The 17,842-nt window shown below is 60.1% G+C and carries 20 protein-coding genes; 15 read left to right on the plus strand and 5 right to left on the minus strand.

What is annotated here, in order from left to right:
- Window positions 1–16 precede the first annotated feature (16 nt).
- Together AC1DMK_RS09750 and AC1DMK_RS09755 are read left to right on the plus strand one after the other, a co-directional pair.
- Window positions 17–298: a type II toxin-antitoxin system Phd/YefM family antitoxin gene (locus tag AC1DMK_RS09750; RefSeq protein ID WP_477858916.1), complete on the plus strand. Its 282-nt coding sequence runs from the start codon at window positions 17–19 to the stop codon at window positions 296–298.
- Complete coding sequence (locus AC1DMK_RS09755) at window positions 274–699, plus strand: type II toxin-antitoxin system VapC family toxin (protein WP_477858652.1); 426 nt, start codon at window positions 274–276, stop codon at window positions 697–699. Before AC1DMK_RS09750 ends, AC1DMK_RS09755 begins: the two co-directional genes overlap by 25 nt.
- Here AC1DMK_RS09755 and AC1DMK_RS09760 read toward each other — a convergent pair.
- Window positions 696–1,289 carry an NUDIX domain-containing protein gene (locus AC1DMK_RS09760; protein WP_037063769.1) on the minus strand — a complete coding sequence of 198 codons (594 nt, stop codon included), beginning with the start codon at window positions 1,287–1,289 and terminating at the stop codon, window positions 696–698. The genes AC1DMK_RS09755 and AC1DMK_RS09760 overlap by 4 nt on opposite strands.
- Complete coding sequence (locus AC1DMK_RS09765) at window positions 1,286–3,424, minus strand: molybdopterin-containing oxidoreductase family protein (RefSeq protein ID WP_477858654.1); 2,139 nt, start codon at window positions 3,422–3,424, stop codon at window positions 1,286–1,288. Before AC1DMK_RS09765 ends, AC1DMK_RS09760 begins: the two co-directional genes overlap by 4 nt.
- Window positions 3,425–3,507: 83 nt before the next feature.
- On the opposite strand from AC1DMK_RS09765, the gene AC1DMK_RS09770 reads away from it, so the two are divergent.
- Window positions 3,508–4,377 (plus strand): 23S rRNA (adenine(2030)-N(6))-methyltransferase RlmJ, encoded by an 870-nt coding sequence (locus tag AC1DMK_RS09770; RefSeq protein ID WP_477858656.1) that lies wholly within the window; start codon window positions 3,508–3,510, stop codon window positions 4,375–4,377.
- A gap of 60 nt (window positions 4,378–4,437) precedes the next feature.
- Window positions 4,438–5,034: a glutathione S-transferase gene (locus AC1DMK_RS09775; RefSeq protein ID WP_037063775.1), complete on the plus strand. Its 597-nt coding sequence runs from the start codon at window positions 4,438–4,440 to the stop codon at window positions 5,032–5,034.
- A 189-nt stretch (window positions 5,035–5,223) separates the two neighbouring features.
- Here AC1DMK_RS09775 and AC1DMK_RS09780 read toward each other — a convergent pair whose 3' ends face one another.
- Window positions 5,224–5,859, minus strand: a complete 636-nt coding sequence (locus AC1DMK_RS09780; RefSeq protein WP_037063776.1) for an outer membrane protein — start codon at window positions 5,857–5,859, stop codon at window positions 5,224–5,226.
- Window positions 5,860–6,221: 362 nt separating this feature from the next.
- On the opposite strand from AC1DMK_RS09780, the gene AC1DMK_RS09785 reads away from it, so the two are divergent.
- From AC1DMK_RS09785 to AC1DMK_RS09805, 5 genes are all read left to right on the plus strand, one after another.
- Entirely contained in the window at window positions 6,222–6,989 is a 768-nt protein-coding gene (locus AC1DMK_RS09785; protein WP_158447546.1) for an SDR family oxidoreductase, read from the plus strand.
- Window positions 6,986–9,025, plus strand: coding sequence for an excinuclease ABC subunit UvrC (gene uvrC / locus AC1DMK_RS09790; RefSeq protein ID WP_477858660.1), 2,040 nt, complete (start codon window positions 6,986–6,988; stop codon window positions 9,023–9,025). The genes AC1DMK_RS09785 and uvrC overlap by 4 nt, the downstream gene beginning before the upstream one ends.
- Window positions 9,026–9,135: 110 nt before the next feature.
- Window positions 9,136–9,726 (plus strand): CDP-diacylglycerol--glycerol-3-phosphate 3-phosphatidyltransferase, encoded by a 591-nt coding sequence (gene pgsA / locus AC1DMK_RS09795; protein WP_037063783.1) that lies wholly within the window; start codon window positions 9,136–9,138, stop codon window positions 9,724–9,726.
- The gene (gene moaD, locus AC1DMK_RS09800) at window positions 9,723–9,977 is read left to right on the plus strand and encodes a molybdopterin converting factor subunit 1 (RefSeq protein ID WP_037063785.1); all 255 of its coding nucleotides are present in this window, start codon (window positions 9,723–9,725) and stop codon (window positions 9,975–9,977) included. Before pgsA ends, moaD begins: the two co-directional genes overlap by 4 nt.
- A gap of 8 nt (window positions 9,978–9,985) precedes the next feature.
- Complete coding sequence (locus AC1DMK_RS09805; RefSeq protein ID WP_477858918.1) at window positions 9,986–10,462, plus strand: molybdenum cofactor biosynthesis protein MoaE; 477 nt, start codon at window positions 9,986–9,988, stop codon at window positions 10,460–10,462.
- Here the strand turns inward: AC1DMK_RS09805 and AC1DMK_RS09810 are convergent, their stop codons facing one another.
- A complete protein-coding gene (locus AC1DMK_RS09810; RefSeq protein ID WP_037063789.1) occupies window positions 10,463–11,359 on the minus strand; it encodes a branched-chain amino acid ABC transporter permease in 897 nt (298 codons plus the stop codon).
- A 64-nt stretch (window positions 11,360–11,423) separates the two neighbouring features.
- Between AC1DMK_RS09810 and AC1DMK_RS09815 the strand changes: the two genes are divergently transcribed.
- Window positions 11,424–11,972 (plus strand): CGNR zinc finger domain-containing protein, encoded by a 549-nt coding sequence (locus tag AC1DMK_RS09815; RefSeq protein ID WP_037063791.1) that lies wholly within the window; start codon window positions 11,424–11,426, stop codon window positions 11,970–11,972.
- On the plus strand, window positions 11,969–12,481 hold the full coding sequence (locus AC1DMK_RS09820) for a hypothetical protein (protein ID WP_477858664.1): 513 nt from the start codon (window positions 11,969–11,971) through the stop codon (window positions 12,479–12,481). The genes AC1DMK_RS09815 and AC1DMK_RS09820 overlap by 4 nt, the downstream gene beginning before the upstream one ends.
- A 70-nt stretch (window positions 12,482–12,551) precedes the next feature.
- On the opposite strand, the gene ndk is transcribed toward AC1DMK_RS09820, so the two are convergent.
- The gene (gene ndk, locus AC1DMK_RS09825) at window positions 12,552–12,974 is read right to left on the minus strand and encodes a nucleoside-diphosphate kinase (RefSeq protein WP_016553456.1); all 423 of its coding nucleotides are present in this window, start codon (window positions 12,972–12,974) and stop codon (window positions 12,552–12,554) included.
- A gap of 244 nt (window positions 12,975–13,218) precedes the next feature.
- On the opposite strand from ndk, the gene AC1DMK_RS09830 reads away from it, so the two are divergent.
- The 4 genes from AC1DMK_RS09830 (at window position 13,219) to AC1DMK_RS09845 (ending at window position 17,818) form a co-directional block, all read left to right on the plus strand.
- Window positions 13,219–13,743, plus strand: coding sequence for a DinB family protein (locus AC1DMK_RS09830; RefSeq protein ID WP_477858920.1), 525 nt, complete (start codon window positions 13,219–13,221; stop codon window positions 13,741–13,743).
- A gap of 107 nt (window positions 13,744–13,850) precedes the next feature.
- Window positions 13,851–14,924, plus strand: a complete 1,074-nt coding sequence (locus AC1DMK_RS09835) for a GGDEF domain-containing protein (RefSeq protein WP_037063800.1) — start codon at window positions 13,851–13,853, stop codon at window positions 14,922–14,924.
- A 47-nt stretch (window positions 14,925–14,971) separates the two neighbouring features.
- A complete protein-coding gene (locus AC1DMK_RS09840; protein WP_477858665.1) occupies window positions 14,972–16,855 on the plus strand; it encodes an ABC-F family ATP-binding cassette domain-containing protein in 1,884 nt (627 codons plus the stop codon).
- A gap of 129 nt (window positions 16,856–16,984) precedes the next feature.
- A complete protein-coding gene (locus tag AC1DMK_RS09845) occupies window positions 16,985–17,818 on the plus strand; it encodes a polysaccharide deacetylase family protein (RefSeq protein ID WP_477858667.1) in 834 nt (277 codons plus the stop codon).
- The last annotated feature ends 24 nt before the right edge of the window (window positions 17,819–17,842 follow it).

Genomic DNA, 17,842 nt, shown 5'->3' on the forward strand with positions numbered 1-17,842 from the left:
CGACGTATTCATGAAGTTGGTCAACCAGTTGACCAACTATCTTGCAGAGCCTAGCTTGAACCGGTCGGAAGGAAAAGTCGCGGAAGCAAAAACGCATCTATCTGAACTTCTGGCCAAGGTTGAGAAGGGCGAAGATATCGAAATCTCGCGTGGCAGCACTCCTGTGGCCCGGCTGAGCAAGATCGACAACGGCCGCGAGCGGGCCGAAGCCATAAGACTGCTGCGCATCGAGCGGGCTGAACGGACGACAGCCACGGCTGCGGAGATACAGGAATGGCGGCGAGAGGGGCAGCGCTGATGCCCTTTGTCGTCGATGCGTCGGTTGCTGCTGCGTGGCTTCTGCCGGACGAGGACAATCAGGACGCGGAAAGTGCGCTATCGCTGCTGGAAAGCGAAGATGCCCTCGTGCCCGACCTGTTCTGGCAAGAGATGCGCAACATCCTGATTACCGCGGAGCGACGGCATCGCATTGCCGGCGCAGATGTCCTAGCCTGCCTGATACGGCTGGAGAGCCTGCCTCTCCGGACAATCTTTGACGACGATCATCCGACCGTCATCCGGCTTGCGCGCAAACATCAGCTTTCAGCCTATGATGCCGCCTACCTTGCGCTTGCCTTGGCACAGTCGGTGCCGCTTGCCGCGGTCGACGTTAAACTCAAGCGAGCGGCCAAAGCCGAGAGGTTGCAGCCGCGGGCTTAGCCAAGGGTCGCTCTGTTGAATACAGCCCATTGCAACAAGACGATCGTCTTCAGGTCGACGATCTCGCCGCTGTCGATCATCGCCATCGCCCTTTCGAGCGGGACCTCCAGCACCTCGATATCTTCGTGCTCTTCCGCAAGACCGCCGCCATTCGAGACACGATCCGTCGTATCGATCGCGGCAGCGAAGAAGTGAATGACTTCCATGCTGGAGCCTGGTGAGCTGTAGGCCCTGAAGAGGAAGCGGACATCGCGAACGCGAAAGCCGGTCTCCTCCACCGCTTCGCGACGGATGGCGGCTTCCGGTTCGTCGCCGTCGAGCAGGCCGGCGGGCGCTTCGAGGATCCAGGCGGGTTCGCCGTGGAGCTGAAGCGGCAGGCGGAACTGCTTGACGAGGACCACGGTGCCGCGTTTGGGATCGTAGAGCAGGATCGTCGCCGCAGGCGTGCGATGGTAGACCTCGCGGCTGACGCGATGGGTTTCACCTTCTGAATCGGTGTAGTCTACCAGATAGTTGCTGAGCCGCGTCCAGCCTTTCGAGAGGGTCTCTTCGCTGGCGATTTCGGCCTTTGCCTTCTCGAATTTCGTCATGCGGCATCCCTGCGCAGCCAGACCTTGTTGTCGTGAACGGCCGCCCCGCCGTAAGGAGCGACAGGATCGGCACCGGTCAGCACGTTGATCCCCTCGCCGTCCACATGCGTCTTGTTCGGCCACAGGCCTTCGGCGATTAGCACGCCCGGCTTTACCTCGGCGGTTATACGGGCATGGAGGCGCACCTCGCCCCTGATATTGCCGACCTGAACGATATCGCCATGCGATATCCCTTGGGCCTCGGCATCCCGTGGATTGATCATCAACTCGGGCCGCCCCTCCTTCTGGCGCGAGGTCTTGGTCTCGGAGAAGCTGGAGTTCAGGAAGTTGCGGGCGGGCGATGTCGCCAGGCGGAAAGGATGCTCGGCGTCAGCCACCTCGATGACATCGACCTGGTCGGGAAACGCCGGCAGCTCCACATGCGGGCCAAGCAGCCCCACAGCGTCAGGCGGTCGGTTCGGCGCGGGCTGGTTGGCCCAGTCCGGGCGGAAGCGAAACTTGCCGTCAGGGTGCGCAAAGCCGTTCAGGAAATGTGCATCCTCGAATTCCGGCTGGCGGTCGAACCACTTGTGTTCGAGGAAATGGTCGTAGTCCGGCAGGTCGCTGGCTGCGAGAACCCGATCGATCATCTCGCGCGCAGTAAAGCCGAAACCCGGACGATCGGCGACGCCGAGGCGCTTGGCAAGCTCCTCGATGACAAAGAGGTTGGTGCGCACGGTCGAGGGCGGCTCGACAAGCTTGGGACCAAGCAAGATGTGATTCTGCCCGCCAGCGCGATAGATGTCATCATGCTCCACGAACATGGTGGCCGGGATTACGATATCGGCCATTTCCGCCGTTTCGGTCATGAACTGCTCGTGCACGGCAACGAAAAGATCGTCGCGGGCAAAGCCGCGCTTCACCAGCCGCTGCTCGGGCGCGATGTTCACCGGATTGGTGTTCTGTATCAGCATGGCCGTGACCGGGCCGCGGTTGCGGAGCGCCACGGCATCGCCGGTCAGAGCGCGACCGATCTGCGACTGGTCGATCATCCGGATGTTCGCATCCTTCATCGGCTTGCCGGTCAGCTCCGCATTGTTCATGCGGAAGATGTCGCTGTTCGAATGGAACGCGCCGCCACCCTCGTATTGCCATGAGCCGAGCACGGTTGCGATCGAGGCGGCTGCATGCATCGCGACTGCGCCGTTGCGCTGGCGGGTGAAGCCGTAACCGAGACGGAAATAGGTTTTTTTCGTCGTGCCGACGAGCTTGCTGAAGGCTTCGATCTCCTCGACGGAAAGACCGGTGATTGCTGCAGCCCATTCTGGTGTCCTGGATTGCAGATGCGCCTCCAGGCCACTCGGGTCGTCGGCGTATTTCGCCATGTAGGCGCGATCGGCGTAGCCGTCGCGGAAGGCGATGTGCATGACGGCGCAGGCGAGCGCCGCATCCGTGCCGGGCTTGACGATCAGTGCCATGTCGGCCTGCTTCATCGTCGGATTGTCGTAGATGTCGATGACTACGATCTTGGCCTGGCGCTCCTTGCGGGACTTGATGGCGTGGGTCATGACGTTGACCTGGGTCGCGACCGCGTTGGTGCCCCAGATGACGACGCAATCCGTGCGCGCCATCTCACGCGGATCGGGACCACGAAGCGTGCCCGTCGCCATGGTGAAACCGGTCCAGGCGGGATTGGTGCAGATCGATGAGAAGAAGCCGGAGTAGCGCTTTGCGTGGCGCAGGCGATCGATGGAATCGCGCTGCACCCAACCCATGGTGCCGGCGTAGTAATAGGGCCAGATCGCCTCATTGCCGTCCCTTGCCTCCGCCTTGACGAAGGCCTCGGCGATCTCGTCGAGCGCATCGTCCCAGGAGATCTGCTGCCACTCACCTGCCCCCTTGGCGCCTTTTCGGCGCAGCGGGCGCAGGAGGCGGTCCGGGTGGTAAAGCCGCTCGGCATAGCGGGCGACCTTGGCGCAGATCACTCCAGCCGTGTAGGAGTGGTCGTTGGCGCCGCGCACGCGGCCAATGCGACCGTCCTCGGTCAGCTCGACCTCCAACGCGCAAGTCGAGGGACAGTCGTGCGGACAGGCGGTATGGCCGACCTTGGTGTCCGACTTCGGGGATTTGGCTTGGATGGGGGTCGCAATGTTCATGGGAATTCTATATTCCAACCGGGAACCGGCCAAAAGCCACAAATGACGCCGATCAGGCGAATTCATCACGGGCATCAGCGAAAATGAACTATCGCCACATCTACCATGCGGGCAACTTTGCCGATGTGCTGAAGCATGCCGTCCTGGCTCGCCTCGTTCGCTATATGCAGAATAAGGACGCGGGCTTTCGCGTACTGGACACGCATGCCGGCCTCGGTCTCTACGACCTTTCCTCCGAAGAGGCGCAGAAAACAGGCGAATGGCGCGATGGTATCGGCAAAATCCTGGATGCCGAGCTCGCGCCACAGGTTGCCGAGTTGCTGGAGCCCTATCTCACGGCTGTCCGGGAACTCAACCCGGATGGCGGCATCCGCTTTTACCCCGGCTCGCCCAAGCTCTCCCGCATGCTGTTTCGTCCGCAGGACAGGCTTTCGGCGATGGAACTGCACCCTGAGGACTATGTGCGTCTGCACCGCCTGTTCGAAGGCGATCACCACGCCCGCATCACCGAACTCGATGGCTGGCTGTCACTCGGCGCGCACCTGCCGCCGAAGGAAAAGCGCGGCATCGTCTTGGTCGATCCGCCGTTTGAAGAGGAAGGCGAGTACGACCGCCTGGTCGATGGGCTGGCGAAGGCTTATCGCCGCTTCCCTGGCGGGACCTATTGCCTCTGGTATCCGCTGAAGCGGGGCGCACCGATCAAGGAATTCCACGAGGCGCTGCAGGCACTCGATATTCCGAAGACCCTTTGCGCCGAACTCAGCGTACGCAGCGATCGCGGCATCACCGGTCTCACGGGCTCCGGTCTGATTATCGTCAATCCGCCCTATACGCTAAAGGACGAGTTGCACGCACTGCTGCCGGCGCTGAAGGACCATATGGCCCATGACCGCTACGCTTCGCATCGAGCATTCTGGCTGCGCGGGGAAAGCAAAGCTGCGAAAGACGATTGACCGACTCTCGCGGGAGCGAAATAGTCCCGGTAACCAGGCAGCCTTTCAGAGAGAGAAACGATGAAGATTCTTTGCGCACCGACCTCGCCTTACTCGAGCAAGGTACGGATGGCTGCGCGCTATCTTGATCTCGATGTCACCGAAATTCGGGTCGACACCAACGCCGGACCGGCCGTCCTCGTCGACAACAATCCGCTTGGAAAAATTCCGACTCTGCTGACGGATGACGGGCTCTCGATCTTCGACAGCATCGCGATCATGCACTATTTCGACCGGCTGGAAGGCAAACAGCTCTATCCCACAAAGAACGGCAAGCGCACCGAAGCGGAGATCCTCGAAGCACTGTGCGACGGCATTTGCGATTGCCTGCTGGCGATCGTCTACGAACGCCGGTTTCGCGACGAGGAGAAAGTGCACCAGCCCTGGATCGATCGGCAATGGCAGAAAGCCGTCAGCGGGCTCAACCACCTGAGCGTCCACATGCCGAAGATCGGCAAGAAGCTGCACGGCGGCCACTTTGCGCTCGCCGCGACGCTCGGCTACCTCGACCTGCGTTTCAAGGGGCAGTGGGAGGCAGATCACTCCGAACTGATCGGCTGGCTTCGCGACTTCGAGAAGAAGTTTTCAGCCTACAGCGAGCTGAAGCCTCAGAGCTGAGGCCCTTCCCTCTCGGCTTTGGCAAAAGCGACGAAGACGCGCAGCGCCGTTGGCAGCTGGCAGCACGATGTGCGATTTCGCCGCCGGGCATAGCCACCAGCACCCCGGTGACGCTTGGCGCACTCCGAAACTGTACAAGAACGACAAAGCCGGGCAACGCGCCCGGCTTTGTCTCATTCGATGTTCGGCTTAGAACTTCATGCCGATACCGACCTTGACGCTGTGTTCGTCGTAGCCGCGCGAGACGTTCGTGCCGCCGATGTTGAAGTCATTGTGCTGGTAGTCGGTGTAGCGATATTCCACACGAGCTGTGATGTTGTTCGTGATGAACGTTTCTGCACCAGCGCCAACCGTGTAGCCGAGCGCGGTATCGGTGTCAGAGCCGACAGCGTTGCTGAACTTGTTCTTGGTCGCAGCCAGACCAGCCGTACCGTACAGCAGGAATGGGTTCAGGTCGTAGCCGATGCGGCCGCGGAGCGAGCCGTTGACTTCGTTCTTGCCGATGCCGCCGTTGGCAGGGGCGTCAGCGCCTGAATAGCCGATGTCGCCTTCAACGCCGTATACGATCTGACCCTGCTGCCAGTTGTAACCGCTATAGATCTGGCCGCCAAAGGCACGAGCGTTGTACGTGTCGGTGAAGCTGCCCATGTTATAAGTGCCGGCGCCACCGAGGTAGAAGCCCTGCCAGTTGCCGGCCGGCGTCACCGGCTCATTCTGCGCAATTGGGGCTTCGGGAATCTGGTCAACGGCGTCTGCTGCGTAAGCAGCGGATACGCCACCAAGGGCAACGGTCGAAACCAACAGGCTAGCAATAAATGTACGCATACTCGTCTCCTTTCAAACCCGCGCCCTTCGTCAACTGTCTTATAGCGAAGCATTCGCGAGCAATTACTTACGTCCCTTTCGGATCGAGACGGAAACTGATGCCCAAATGAGGATTTGAAAGAGCCAAATTGTGATTTGATTGTGGCGTCTGGGTGGCTGAAATTCGATGTTGCTTTACCGCAACAAACTATTTGTTAACCATAACGAATGGTTAAATCATGAATACTTATTTTACGCGAATATTACCTTAAATAATACAGACAACATCACTCCCCTCCCCTCGATCGCACCACCTATTTATAAGGTCTGCGCACGCGCCTATATATGCAGCGCATAGACTCGCGTGATGAAGAGGCATGATTTTGAGGGACAAGAGACTTCGCACGGCACTCGTGACCGGCGCGGCCAGAAGAATAGGCCGGGCGATAATCGAAGATCTAGCAGCGAACGGCTTTTCCGTCGCCATCCATGCGAACCGCTCGATCGACGCGGCCGAGAATTTCGCGGCAGAATTGCGGCAAAAGGGCCAGAGTGCGATTTCGCTGCAGACCGACCTGAAGGATATTGCCGCGACGAGCGGGCTGATAAAGAGGGCCTCGGAAGTCCTCGGACCGATCGATTTGCTCATCAACAACGCGTCGGCCTTCCACAATGATTCGGCAAATCGCTTCGATGCTGCTGCGTGGGAGGAGCATTTCGCGCTGCATGTTCGGGCACCCTCGATACTGGCTGCGGCATTCGCCGAACAATTGCCGGAAGACAGTGCCGGACTGATCGTCAATGTGATCGACCAGCGTGTCTGGGCGCTCAATCCCACTTTCTATTCCTACACGCTTTCGAAAGCCGCACTCTGGACGGCGACGCAAACCATGGCCCAGAGCTTTGCGCCGCGGATCCGCGTGAACGCACTTGGTCCCGGCCCGACGGTGCGCAGTGCGCGGCAGACGGAAGAGGACTTCCAGGCGCAGGTCGGCGGGCTTATCATGAAGGCGGGGCCGGGATTCGGCGAGTTCGGACGGACGATCCGCTTCCTCTACGATACGCCCTCGATCACCGGCCAAATGATTGCCCTCGACGGCGGCCAGCATCTTGCCTGGCAGACGCCCGATGTGGCGGAGATAACGGAATGACTTCAAGGAAGCTGCCGGACGGCGGTGTTCTTTACGACGAAACCGACGAGAACGAAGACGATATCGAAGTGGAGAGCGATACCTCCGCTGCGCCGATTTCGGCTGTGGTCGACTGGAACGAGGGTGGGCTCAACGAGACCGGGCTGATCGGCGCTGAGCTGATTGCCGAATTCGTCAAGCGGCTGCCGAACAGCCCCGGCGTCTATCGCATGTTCAACGAAGCCGGCGACGTGCTCTACGTCGGAAAGGCCCGTAGCCTGAAGAAGCGAGTCGGCAACTATGCGATGGGCCGCGTCCACTCCAATCGCATTGCCCAGATGGTGCGCCAGACGGCGCACATGGAATTCGTGACGACGCGCACCGAGATCGAAGCGCTGTTGCTGGAAGCGAATCTGATCAAGCGCTTGCGGCCGCGTTTTAACGTTCTGCTGCGCGACGACAAGTCGTTTCCCTATATCCTCATCACCGGCGACCACCGCGCACCGGCCATCCTGAAGCATCGCGGTGCCCGCGCCAGAAAGGGCGATTATTTCGGCCCCTTCGCATCTGCCGGTGCCGTTGGCCGCACGATCAATTCTCTGCAGCGGGCCTTTCTGATCCGCACTTGTACGGACAGCGTCTTCGAGACCCGCACCCGTCCCTGTCTGCTCTACCAGATCAAACGCTGTTCGGCGCCCTGCACGCACGAGATCAGCGATGCGGGCTATGGCCAACTCGTGCAGGAAGCCAAGGATTTTCTTTCCGGCAAGAGCCAGAAGGTGAAGGCGCATATGGCGGAGGCGATGAACGCAGCAGCCGAGGACCTCGATTTCGAACGGGCTGCCGTCTATCGCGACCGCCTCGCCTCGCTGTCGCATGTGTCGAGCCATCAGGGTATAAACCCTGCTGGCGTCGATGAGGCGGACGTTTTCGCGATCCATCACGAGGGCGGCATTTCCTGCATACAGGTCTTCTTCTTCCGCACCGGACAGAACTGGGGCAATCGCGCCTATTTCCCGAAAGCTGATCCCCAGCTTACCGGCGCCGAGGTGCTGAGCGCCTTCCTGGCGCAGTTTTACGACGACAAACCGGTGCCGAAGCAGATCCTGCTGTCGGAAACAGTGGACGAGATGGAGCTGCTTGCCGCGGCGCTCGGCGAAAAGGCCGGACGCAAGATTTCCATCCTGGTGCCGCAGCGCGGCGAAAAGCGCGATCTGGTTGAGCATGTCATCGGCAATGCGCGCGAAGCACATGGGCGCAAGCTCGCCGAAACCGCATCGCAGTCGCGGCTGCTGGAAGGCTTCAAGGAGACCTTCAAGCTCGCATACGTGCCGCAGCGCGTCGAAATCTACGACAACTCGCACATCATGGGAACCAATGCCGTCGGCGGCATGGTGGTCGCGGGGCCCGAGGGTTTCGTGAAGAATCAGTATCGCAAGTTCAACATCAAATCGACGGACATCACACCCGGCGACGACTTCGGGATGATGCGCGAGGTGATGACGCGGCGGTTCTCGCGGCTGATCAAGGAGGACGGCATCCCGGATCGAAGCCAGCCGGTATCGGCGGCGGATGCTGCGGACATTCCCTTTCCCGCCTGGCCCGACGTCATCCTCATCGACGGCGGCCAAGGGCAGATGACGGCAGTGCGGGCGATTCTTGAGGAACTTGGCATTACCGACAGCGTGACGGCCATCGGCGTCGCCAAGGGCGTCGACCGAGACGCCGGTCGCGAGCGCTTTTTCCCCAGGGGCCGCGAGAGCTTCACGCTCCCGCCGCGGGATCCGGTGCTCTATTTCATCCAGCGTATGCGCGACGAAGCACACCGTTTCGCCATCGGCTCGCATCGGGCGCGGCGCAAGAAGGAGATGGTCAAGAATCCCCTCGACGAGATCGGTGGCGTCGGCCCGTCGCGCAAGCGCGCCCTGCTCCAGCATTTCGGGACAGCCAAAGCGGTTTCGCGTGCGGCCCTTTCGGACCTGATGGCCGTCGAGGGCATTTCGGAAACCGTCGCCAAGCAGGTTTACAATCATTTTCACGACGACGCCGCGAAATAGGTGGAGTCGGTCGCAAATTCCACGCAAAGGCAGCAAAAAAACAGAAAGAATGTTGACGCTTTGCGGTCAAAGCCGTCATCTACGGACGCACCAATTCAGAGAAAAGCTTCATGGCATCGCGCGCATACAATATTCCCAATCTGCTGACATACGGCCGCATCTTGGCCGTGCCGCTCATCGTCCTGTGCTTCTTCCTCGAAGGCAAGTTGGCGATCAGCAACACGGCCCGGTGGGTGGCGCTGTGGATATTCATCATCGCGTCGCTGACGGACTTCCTCGACGGGTACCTTGCGCGCATCTGGAACCAGACATCGAATATCGGCCGGATGCTCGACCCGATCGCCGACAAGTTGCTCGTCGCCTCGATCCTGCTGCTCGTTGCGGCGGATCAGACGATCGCCGGCTGGTCGATCTGGGCGGCGATTACCATTCTCTGCCGTGAAATTCTGGTGTCCGGTCTTCGTGAATACCTCGCAGCCCTGAAGGTCAGCGTGCCGGTGACCCGCATCGCCAAATGGAAGACGACGGTGCAGCTCGTGGCGATCGCATTCCTGCTCGCCGGCCCGGCCGGCGACGAGGTCTTCCCGTACACGACGATGACCGGCATCGGCCTTCTCTGGATCGCGGCCATATTGACCATCTATACCGGCTACGACTATTTCCGCGCCGGCATCAAGCACATCGTGGATGACGAAGAATGACGAAGCTCGTCTATTTTGCCTGGGTGCGCGAACGGATCGGCAAAGGCGAGGAAGAGATCACTCTGCCCCAGTCGGTTGTCACCGTGTCGGATCTTCTGAGTCATTTGAAGACGCTAGGCGAAGAATATGAGACGGCGCTTCAGTTTCCTGATGTGATCCGGGTGGCGCTCGACCAGGAACATGTCGAGCACGACGAACCGATAGGCAACCCGCGGGAGATCGGCATTTTCCCGCCAATGACGGGGGGGTAATTTTGACGATCAGTTCGACCTCCTCCTTAACCGGCCCAACGATCCGCGTTCAAAGCGGAGATTTCGACCTGCAGGTCGAAGTCAGCCTGTTGACGAAGGGCACCCCCGGCATCGGCGCCATCGTGACCTTTTCCGGCCTCTGCCGCGATGAAGGCGGGACGCTTGCAGCGCTGGAACTCGAACACTACCCCGGCATGGCCGAGGCGGAGATGACACGGATCGCCACGCGCGCGATCGAGCGTTTCGGCCTCCTAGGGCTGACAGTCATCCATCGTTACGGAACGATCGCCGCGGGCGAGAATATCGTCCTCGTCATTGCGGCCGCGCCGCATCGCCAGGCCGCCTTCGACGGTGCCAGCTTCGTCATGGACTTCCTGAAAACCGCGGCGCCGTTCTGGAAGAAGGAACACGGCAAGGATGGGTCGTCCGGCGCTTGGATCACCGCCAAGGATGCTGACGACACGGCTCGCGACAAATGGAAGTGACTACGGTATAGCCCGTTCGCGCCGGCTGAGCACCAGCAGAAGCACGAGCAGCGAAAAGACCACGAAATCGCGCCACAGGGACGGACCGTATGCCGTCCACAAGGTCTCGACCACGCCGAGACCTGCAGCGCCGCCTGCCGATTTCAGCGGATCCGAATAGCCGCCCACGGCTGCCACCATCAGAACCTTGAGGCCGAACATCAGGCCGGCACCAAAATCCATCGTACCGTAATAGGCGGTGGACAGGATGCCGCACAGCGCTGCCACCAGTGCGGCGGCGGCATAGGCTACCAGAAAGACGCGGTCGGCGCTGGTGCCGCAGAGCTCCGCCGCCAGCGGATCGTCCGTGACCGCGCGCCAGACACGCCCCCAAGAGGTGCGTTTGAGGACGAGTGCGCCAATGGCGATGAAGGCGCACATCAACGCGGTGTTGAGGAGCTGGATCTGCGTCAGCACCACCTCGAAACTGCCGTCGCGCCAGAACACGACGCCGCCGTTGAGAAAGGGTGAAAGCCACAGGCTTCGCGTGTTCGATGCCAGCCGGGCTGCCTCCATCAGGACGATCGTGATGCCGAGAGCAGCAACAATGACGGTGTTGGAAGACTGGCGAACCAGCGGCAACATGATCGAGCGCCCGATCCATATCCCCGCCCCCATCGAATAGACAAGCGACAACACCGCGCCAAACGCCAAGGCGGCCGGAAGGATCAGCCAAAGCCTGTTGTATCCGAAGTCGGTGAAGAGCAGCAGGATCTGGCCTGCAAATGCAAAGATCGCGCCATAGGTTATGTCGGCCCGTTTCGTGACACCGAAGGCGAGCGCATAACCAAAGGCGAGCGCAGCATAAAGCGCGGCCAGCGGTATCGCATTCGCCAGTTGCTGCAGCAGATAGGCCATCAAGAACTCCCAACAGCAAAAATCATAACTGGCAAAATTGGTTTTACCAGTTATATTTTCTCGCATGACCTTTTCGTGGACCTCGCATCGTTTCTCAGGCGGCGCACTGGCGCTGGATGTCGCCAACAGCGTCATTCTCAGGCATGACTATGCTCGCCGTGTCGATCGTTTCGCGGTCGATCAGCAACTGGAGGCCTTTCCGGAGGCGGCATCCGCGTTTTGCGCCGAGCGCGCGATTTTCGGTGACCTTCAGCCCGCGGCAGCGGAAAACAGGGCAAAGTTCATTGCGTTGCGCGAAGCTACGGACCGATATTTCCGCCGGCGCATACTGATGGGCAGCGATGACCTGCTGCTCGCCGAACTCCTCGAGGCAGCAGCGTTGACATTGCGCATGGCATCCGGCCCGAACGACCTGGACAGAGCAACGGCACATTCGGTGCTGAAGCTGATCTCGACCTCCGAGCCGGAGCGCACGAAGATATGCCGAAACTGCGGATGGCTGTTCATCGATCGCAGCAAGAACAGGAGCCGCGCCTGGTGCGACATGGCGGTCTGCGGCAATCGCGCCAAGGCAAACCGTCACTATCGCCGGAAGAAGGAGGAGATGCCATGAGGATCAAGGTCATTGCCGCGCTGGCAATGAGCGCCGGGCTCATCGCCGGATGTCAGCGCGAGAGGGAGAAGATGGTCGAAGTCAGCGGCCATATCTTCGTCTTCAACTACCGTGTCGCAACGGCAACCTATCTCGTGACGCTGCGAAAGACAGCAACCATTCCCGATGGCTCCGTCGCAATCGCCGAATTCGAAGATCCGGCGGGCGGCGATCCAATCGTGCTCAGTGAAAAAGTCTATCCTGCCTGGGACCAGATTACGCTGCAGAGCCCGCCTGTCCATTGCATCCGCAAGGACAGGCCTTATGCCGTCAATATCCGGTTGGTGGATGCAGGCGGCAAGACGCTGCAGGAATTGAAGACGCAGCTTGTCTCGGATGTCGATCAAGCCGCGATGCTGCCAAGCAAGCCGCTCGTCGTCGGGCCGTTCTACAACATGAACCCGGAGGTCTTCAAAGCGGACGGAACCGTGGACTACTCCAACACCGACAAGTGCCCGGCGTCTGAATGAAAAAGCCGGAGCTATGCCCCGGCCTTGAGAGTCATTTCAATGCGTTCAGCAGATCTGCTGAACTCTTGAATCAGCCGACGATTTCGGTGTCGGAGAACCAGTACTTGATTTCCTGCGCAGCCGTTTCCGGAGCGTCGGAACCGTGAACCGAGTTCTCGCCGATCGAAAGAGCGTGAACCTTGCGGATCGTGCCTTCGTCAGCATTTGCCGGGTTGGTCGCGCCCATGATTTCGCGGTTCTTCAAGATGGCGCCTTCGCCTTCCAGAACCTGAACGATCGTCGGGCCGGAGGTCATGCCTTCAACCAGTTCGCCGAAGAAGGGGCGTTCCTTGTGAACGGCATAGAAGCCTTCGGCTTCGCGCTTGCTCATCCAGACGCGCTTGGAGGCGACGACGCGCAGGCCGGCATCTTCGAGCATCTTGGTGATGGCGCCCGTCAGATTGCGCTTCGTTGCGTCAGGCTTGATCATCGAGAAGGTGCGTTCAATTGCCATTGTGAAATCCTCTGTTATCGGGGAAAAGTGGGCGGTCTTTACCCGTCCAATAGCCTGAAAACAAGGGGGCAGCGGTAATTTCACCTCCCTGTCATGAGCCTGATCGCATCCTCGCGCACCTCCGGCTGTCCATGCCATCTCAGGTGATGCGCGCGCCGCTCATCATGAATATTCATGGCCTCATCAAAGCCAACGTTGCGGAAATCGCTTAATGTCGCCTGCAAATACGACGATCGGGGACGAGATGTTGCACCAGTATGGAATGCTCGCAGACTATAATCGCTGGGCGAACGCGCTCGTCTATGGCGCCGCATCCGAATTGACCGATATCGAGTTTCGGGATGACAAAGGCGCTTTCTTCGGTTCGCTTCACCGCACGCTGAACCACCTGATCGCCGCCGATCGCATATGGATGAAGCGCTTCACCGGTACCGGCGAGGCCCCCACAGCACTCGACAGTGTCCTGTTCGACACTCTTGCCTCGCTCACGCTGGCAAGACGTGTCGAGGATCGACGCATCGTCGAATGGGTAAGCGAACTCGATGAACGCTCGCTTAAAGCGGATTTCACCTACACCCCGATGACCCAGCCGATCGCCATAACCCAGCCGCTGTGGACGGGTCTTTCGCACTTCTTCAACCACCAGACGCATCATCGGGGGCAGTGCCACATGATCCTGACCGCGCTCGGCAAACCGAGCCTGGCGCTGGATCTGGCCTTTTTCCTGCGCGGAGACGGCAGAAAGTGGCTTCAGTCAATACCGCATTAACCGCGTTCTCTGATCAGTGCGGCCGCTTCCCCCCAAACCGGGGCGAATTCAAGCTATTTTAAACCCTCGGGTGCATAGCGGATGAGACGCCAGGCCGGATAGAGCCAATGAGCGAGGAAGCCGTCATGCGAAATGCAGCATCGAGTGCACAGGTGCAACGCGAAGCCCCGCGCCCGGCGGCCGTGCCGGCAACGGACATCCAGCGGATCAGCCAACATATGGCACGCCTTGGCATCGCCGGCACGCCGCGCAACTACGAGCTGCTTCACGATGCAATCATTGGGCAGAATGCAGCGCTGGCACAAGACATTGCAGCGCTTGGTCCGGCGCCGAAGCAACCTGCCCTCGACGAGATCGGCCTGAAATACCGGCTCGTGAGCCATTGTGGCCTGGTCGGCGAGTCATCCCAGGCCGAGATGGGGAGACTGCTGCAAGACATCGCGGCGCGTCTCTCGGAGAGCGTGCGCCAGAAACAGAATTTTGTGCGCTCCGCCGAAGCCGTACTGCAGTCGATCGCGGGCAACCAGCAGCAAAGCCTCGCATCCTTCATGAGCGAAATGGACTACCTGTCGACATCGCTGACCGACGTATTGGCCGGCGAAACGAACCTTACCGCAAAGCTCCGCGGTGACATCGAAAAGCTAGAAGCGCTTGAGCGTGGTGTTGCGGCCGCGCAATCCGCATCTTCGACCGACAAACTCACCGGCCTTCCAAACCGCGTCGCGCTCAACAAGACGATGCTCGATCTCTACGAACGCGAAGACGGCGCCTCTGGCAGCGCGCTCATCATGGTCGACATCGACGATTTCAAAGCGCTCAACGGCCGCTACGGCACCCAAGCCGGTAGCAGGCTGCTCAAGAAGCTTGGCGACCTCTTTCGAAAATCGATCAAGAAGAACGATTTCGTTTCTCGCACGGATGGCGACGAATTCACGTTCCTGTTTGCCAATGTAGGGGTGCAGGAGGCGATGGCGATCGCCGAGCGGCTGCGGACCTCCGTCGAAGAGAATGTTGTCTTTGCCGCCACCGACACTGTGGGTGCTACGCGGCTGACGATCTCGCTGGGGGTGGCATTGAGCGCGGACGCGGTGACGGCATCGCAACTGGTGGCGAACGCCCGCATTGCGCTGCATGCAGCCCAGTCGAACCGCCGTCAACCCATCCAGGCCTTCGGACGCTAAGCGACAAGGTCTTGCGCTGATCGCAGGTTTCGGCCAAAACGCCGCCTATGATCACGATTACCGATATTTCCGCACGCATTGCCGGCCGGCTGCTTCTCGACCACGCCAGCGTTTCGCTGCCATCCGGCACCAAGGCCGGCCTGGTGGGTCGCAACGGCGCCGGCAAGTCAACACTGTTTCGGGTCATCACCGGTGACCTGGGGTCGGAAACAGGCACAGTGTCGATCCCCAAGAACACGCGGATCGGGCAGGTCGCCCAGGAAGCGCCTGGGACGGAAGACGCACTGATCGAAATCGTGCTCGCAGCCGACAAGGAGCGCGCCGCCCTGGTCGCGGAAGCGGAAACCGCCACCGATCCGCACCGCATCGCGGATATCCAGATGCGGCTCGTCGACATCGACGCACATTCGGCCGAAGCCCGCGCTGCAGCCATTCTTGCCGGTCTCGGTTTCGATCAGGAGGCGCAGTCGCGTCCAGCTTCGGCATTTTCGGGCGGCTGGCGGATGCGCGTGGCACTTGCCGCCGTGCTTTTTTCCGAACCCGACCTGCTGCTCCTCGACGAGCCGACGAACTATCTCGACCTTGAAGGCACTCTGTGGCTCGAGGACTATATTCGCCGCTACCCGCACACCGTCATCATCATCAGCCACGACCGCGACCTTCTCAACAACGCGGTCAACTCGATCGTTCACCTGGACCAGAAGAAGCTGACCTTCTATCGCGGCGGTTACGACCAGTTCGAACGTCAGAAGGCCGAGGCCGACGAATTGCAGACCAAAGCGAAGGCGAAAAACGATGCCGCTCGCAAACACCTGCAAAGCTTCATCGACCGCTTCAAGGCGAAGGCCACCAAGGCGCGCCAGGCGCAGAGCCGCGTGAAGGCGCTGGAGCGCATGGGGACAGTCTCGGCTGTGATCGAGGATCACGTGCAACCGATCACCTTCCCCGAACCCGAAAGACAACCCGCCTCCCCGATCGTTGCCATCAGCGGCGGCGCCGTCGGATACGAGCCTGGAAACCCGATCCTGCGCAACCTCAACCTTCGCATCGACAACGACGACCGGATCGCGCTGCTTGGCTCGAACGGCAACGGCAAGTCGACTTTCGCAAAGTTCATCTCCGGCCGCCTCAAGGCGGAAACCGGCGAGGTCAAGCTTGCGCCAAGCCTGAAGATCGGTTTTTTCGCCCAGCATCAGCTCGATGACCTCATTCCCGACCAATCGGCCGTCGAACACGTCCGGCGCCTGATGCCGGAGGCACCGGAGGCAAAGGTGCGCGCCCGCGTGGCACAGATGGGCCTCGCGACCGAGAAAATGGCGACGGCGGCCAAGGATCTTTCGGGTGGCGAGAAGGCACGCCTGCTGATGGGGCTCGCGGCCTTCCATGCACCGAACCTGCTGATCCTCGACGAGCCGACGAACCACCTCGATATCGACAGCCGCCGTGCGCTTATCGAAGCGCTGAATGATTATGAGGGCGCCGTCATCCTGATTTCCCACGACCGGCATCTGATTGAAGCAACTGTCGACCGGCTCTGGCTGGTCAACAATGGCACGGTGACGACCTTTGAAGGCGATATGGACGAGTACCGTGACATCGTCGTCGCATCCGGTAAAAAAAAAGAAGAAAAGCCGCAGCTGAATGAAGACGCGGGATCGAAAGCCGATCAGCGCAAGCTGAACGCCGGGAAGCGCGCATCGCTTGCCCCGCTCAAGAAAAAAATCAATGAAATTGAATCCTTGACCGGCAAACTGGAGAAACTGATTCAGGCACTTGATGCGGAGCTTGCAGATCCTGTGCTCTACGAGAAGGCGCCTGCCAAGGCCGCCGACAAGGCAAAGCAGCGTGGCGAGGCAGCGGCAAAGCTCGCTGCCGCTGAGGAACAGTGGATGGAACTCTCCTCCCAATACGAAGAGGCTATGGCAGGATAGTCACAGGCATTTGCAAGCATGCCGAAATTTGGCGTTCGTTAACGCAATCTGCAGCGATTGAAACCGATCGTTAACCATAATCCGAAAGGTTGTCTCAACATTCATTACTGATTTGCTGAGCCAACTTTCATGCATCGCTTCACTGTTTATTCCGGTCTCATTCTATGTGCCGCTCTTGCCGGTTGCCAAACCGCAAGACATCCCGCTCCCGATACGACCATAAAAACCTCTTCCATCGTTTCCCCCGAAGGCAAGCAGGCACCGGCCGATGCTGATGTCGGCGATCTGCCAGTTTCACGTTATAGTGGCAAGCACCACCTGGCCGGGCGCGCGCTGACGATCTCTTCGCTGCACGAGTTGCGCCTGCAGGACAAGGAGGTCATCCTCTCCTTCGATGACGGCCCGATCCCCGGACGCACGGACCGCGTGCTTGCGACACTCGACGAGTTCGGCGTCAAGGGCGCCTTCATGATGGTCGGCGAAATGGCCGAGCTGCATCCGGCCCTCGCCCGCAAGGTTGCCACGGACGGAAATGCAATCGGCAGCCATACCTACAAGCATGACAACCTGGCATCGCTGACCTTCGACATAGCGATGGCGGAAGTAACGCGCGGTGAAGCGGCAGTGACGAAGGCAACCGGCGTGGATGTCAACTTCTTCCGTTTTCCCTATCTGGCCGATAGCCACAAGCTGAGGGCAGCCGTCGCGATGCGCGACATGGTCGTGATGGACGTCGATATCGACTCCAAGGACTATTTCAGCGTGACGCCCGCCAATGTCACCAAGAGAACGATGGACCTGCTGCACAAGCGCGGCCGCGGCATCATCCTCATGCACGACATCCATAATCGCACCGCCACGATGCTGCCTACGCTCCTCACCAAGCTCGAAGCCGAGGGCTACAAGGTCGTGACGCTGAAATTCAAAAAGCCCGCGGCTCCGGCTGAAATGGCATCGTTGTAACCGACAGCCGGCGCTTGCCCGCCA

The sequence above is a fragment of the Rhizobium sp. 05L419 genome (genome assembly GCF_056397845.1).

What these genes read in the sequence shown, in the direction of transcription:
- AC1DMK_RS09835 (WP_037063800.1), top strand. Translation starts at nt 13,851, where the DNA reads ATGAGCGAGGAAGCCGTCATGCGAAATGCAGCATCGAGTGCACAGGTG.
- AC1DMK_RS09780 (WP_037063776.1), bottom strand. Translation starts at nt 5,859, where the DNA reads ATGCGTACATTTATTGCTAGCCTGTTGGTTTCGACCGTTGCCCTTGGT.
- moaD (WP_037063785.1), top strand. Translation starts at nt 9,723, where the DNA reads ATGACGAAGCTCGTCTATTTTGCCTGGGTGCGCGAACGGATCGGCAAA.
- AC1DMK_RS09765 (WP_477858654.1), bottom strand. Translation starts at nt 3,424, where the DNA reads ATGAACATTGCGACCCCCATCCAAGCCAAATCCCCGAAGTCGGACACC.
- AC1DMK_RS09840 (WP_477858665.1), top strand. Translation starts at nt 14,972, where the DNA reads ATGATCACGATTACCGATATTTCCGCACGCATTGCCGGCCGGCTGCTT.
- AC1DMK_RS09830 (WP_477858920.1), top strand. Translation starts at nt 13,219, where the DNA reads ATGTTGCACCAGTATGGAATGCTCGCAGACTATAATCGCTGGGCGAAC.
- AC1DMK_RS09775 (WP_037063775.1), top strand. Translation starts at nt 4,438, where the DNA reads ATGAAGATTCTTTGCGCACCGACCTCGCCTTACTCGAGCAAGGTACGG.
- ndk (WP_016553456.1), bottom strand. Translation starts at nt 12,974, where the DNA reads ATGGCAATTGAACGCACCTTCTCGATGATCAAGCCTGACGCAACGAAG.
- AC1DMK_RS09845 (WP_477858667.1), top strand. Translation starts at nt 16,985, where the DNA reads ATGCATCGCTTCACTGTTTATTCCGGTCTCATTCTATGTGCCGCTCTT.
- uvrC (WP_477858660.1), top strand. Translation starts at nt 6,986, where the DNA reads ATGACTTCAAGGAAGCTGCCGGACGGCGGTGTTCTTTACGACGAAACC.
- AC1DMK_RS09755 (WP_477858652.1), top strand. Translation starts at nt 274, where the DNA reads ATGGCGGCGAGAGGGGCAGCGCTGATGCCCTTTGTCGTCGATGCGTCG.
- AC1DMK_RS09815 (WP_037063791.1), top strand. Translation starts at nt 11,424, where the DNA reads ATGACCTTTTCGTGGACCTCGCATCGTTTCTCAGGCGGCGCACTGGCG.
- AC1DMK_RS09810 (WP_037063789.1), bottom strand. Translation starts at nt 11,359, where the DNA reads ATGGCCTATCTGCTGCAGCAACTGGCGAATGCGATACCGCTGGCCGCG.
- AC1DMK_RS09770 (WP_477858656.1), top strand. Translation starts at nt 3,508, where the DNA reads ATGAACTATCGCCACATCTACCATGCGGGCAACTTTGCCGATGTGCTG.
- AC1DMK_RS09760 (WP_037063769.1), bottom strand. Translation starts at nt 1,289, where the DNA reads ATGACGAAATTCGAGAAGGCAAAGGCCGAAATCGCCAGCGAAGAGACC.
- pgsA (WP_037063783.1), top strand. Translation starts at nt 9,136, where the DNA reads ATGGCATCGCGCGCATACAATATTCCCAATCTGCTGACATACGGCCGC.
- AC1DMK_RS09820 (WP_477858664.1), top strand. Translation starts at nt 11,969, where the DNA reads ATGAGGATCAAGGTCATTGCCGCGCTGGCAATGAGCGCCGGGCTCATC.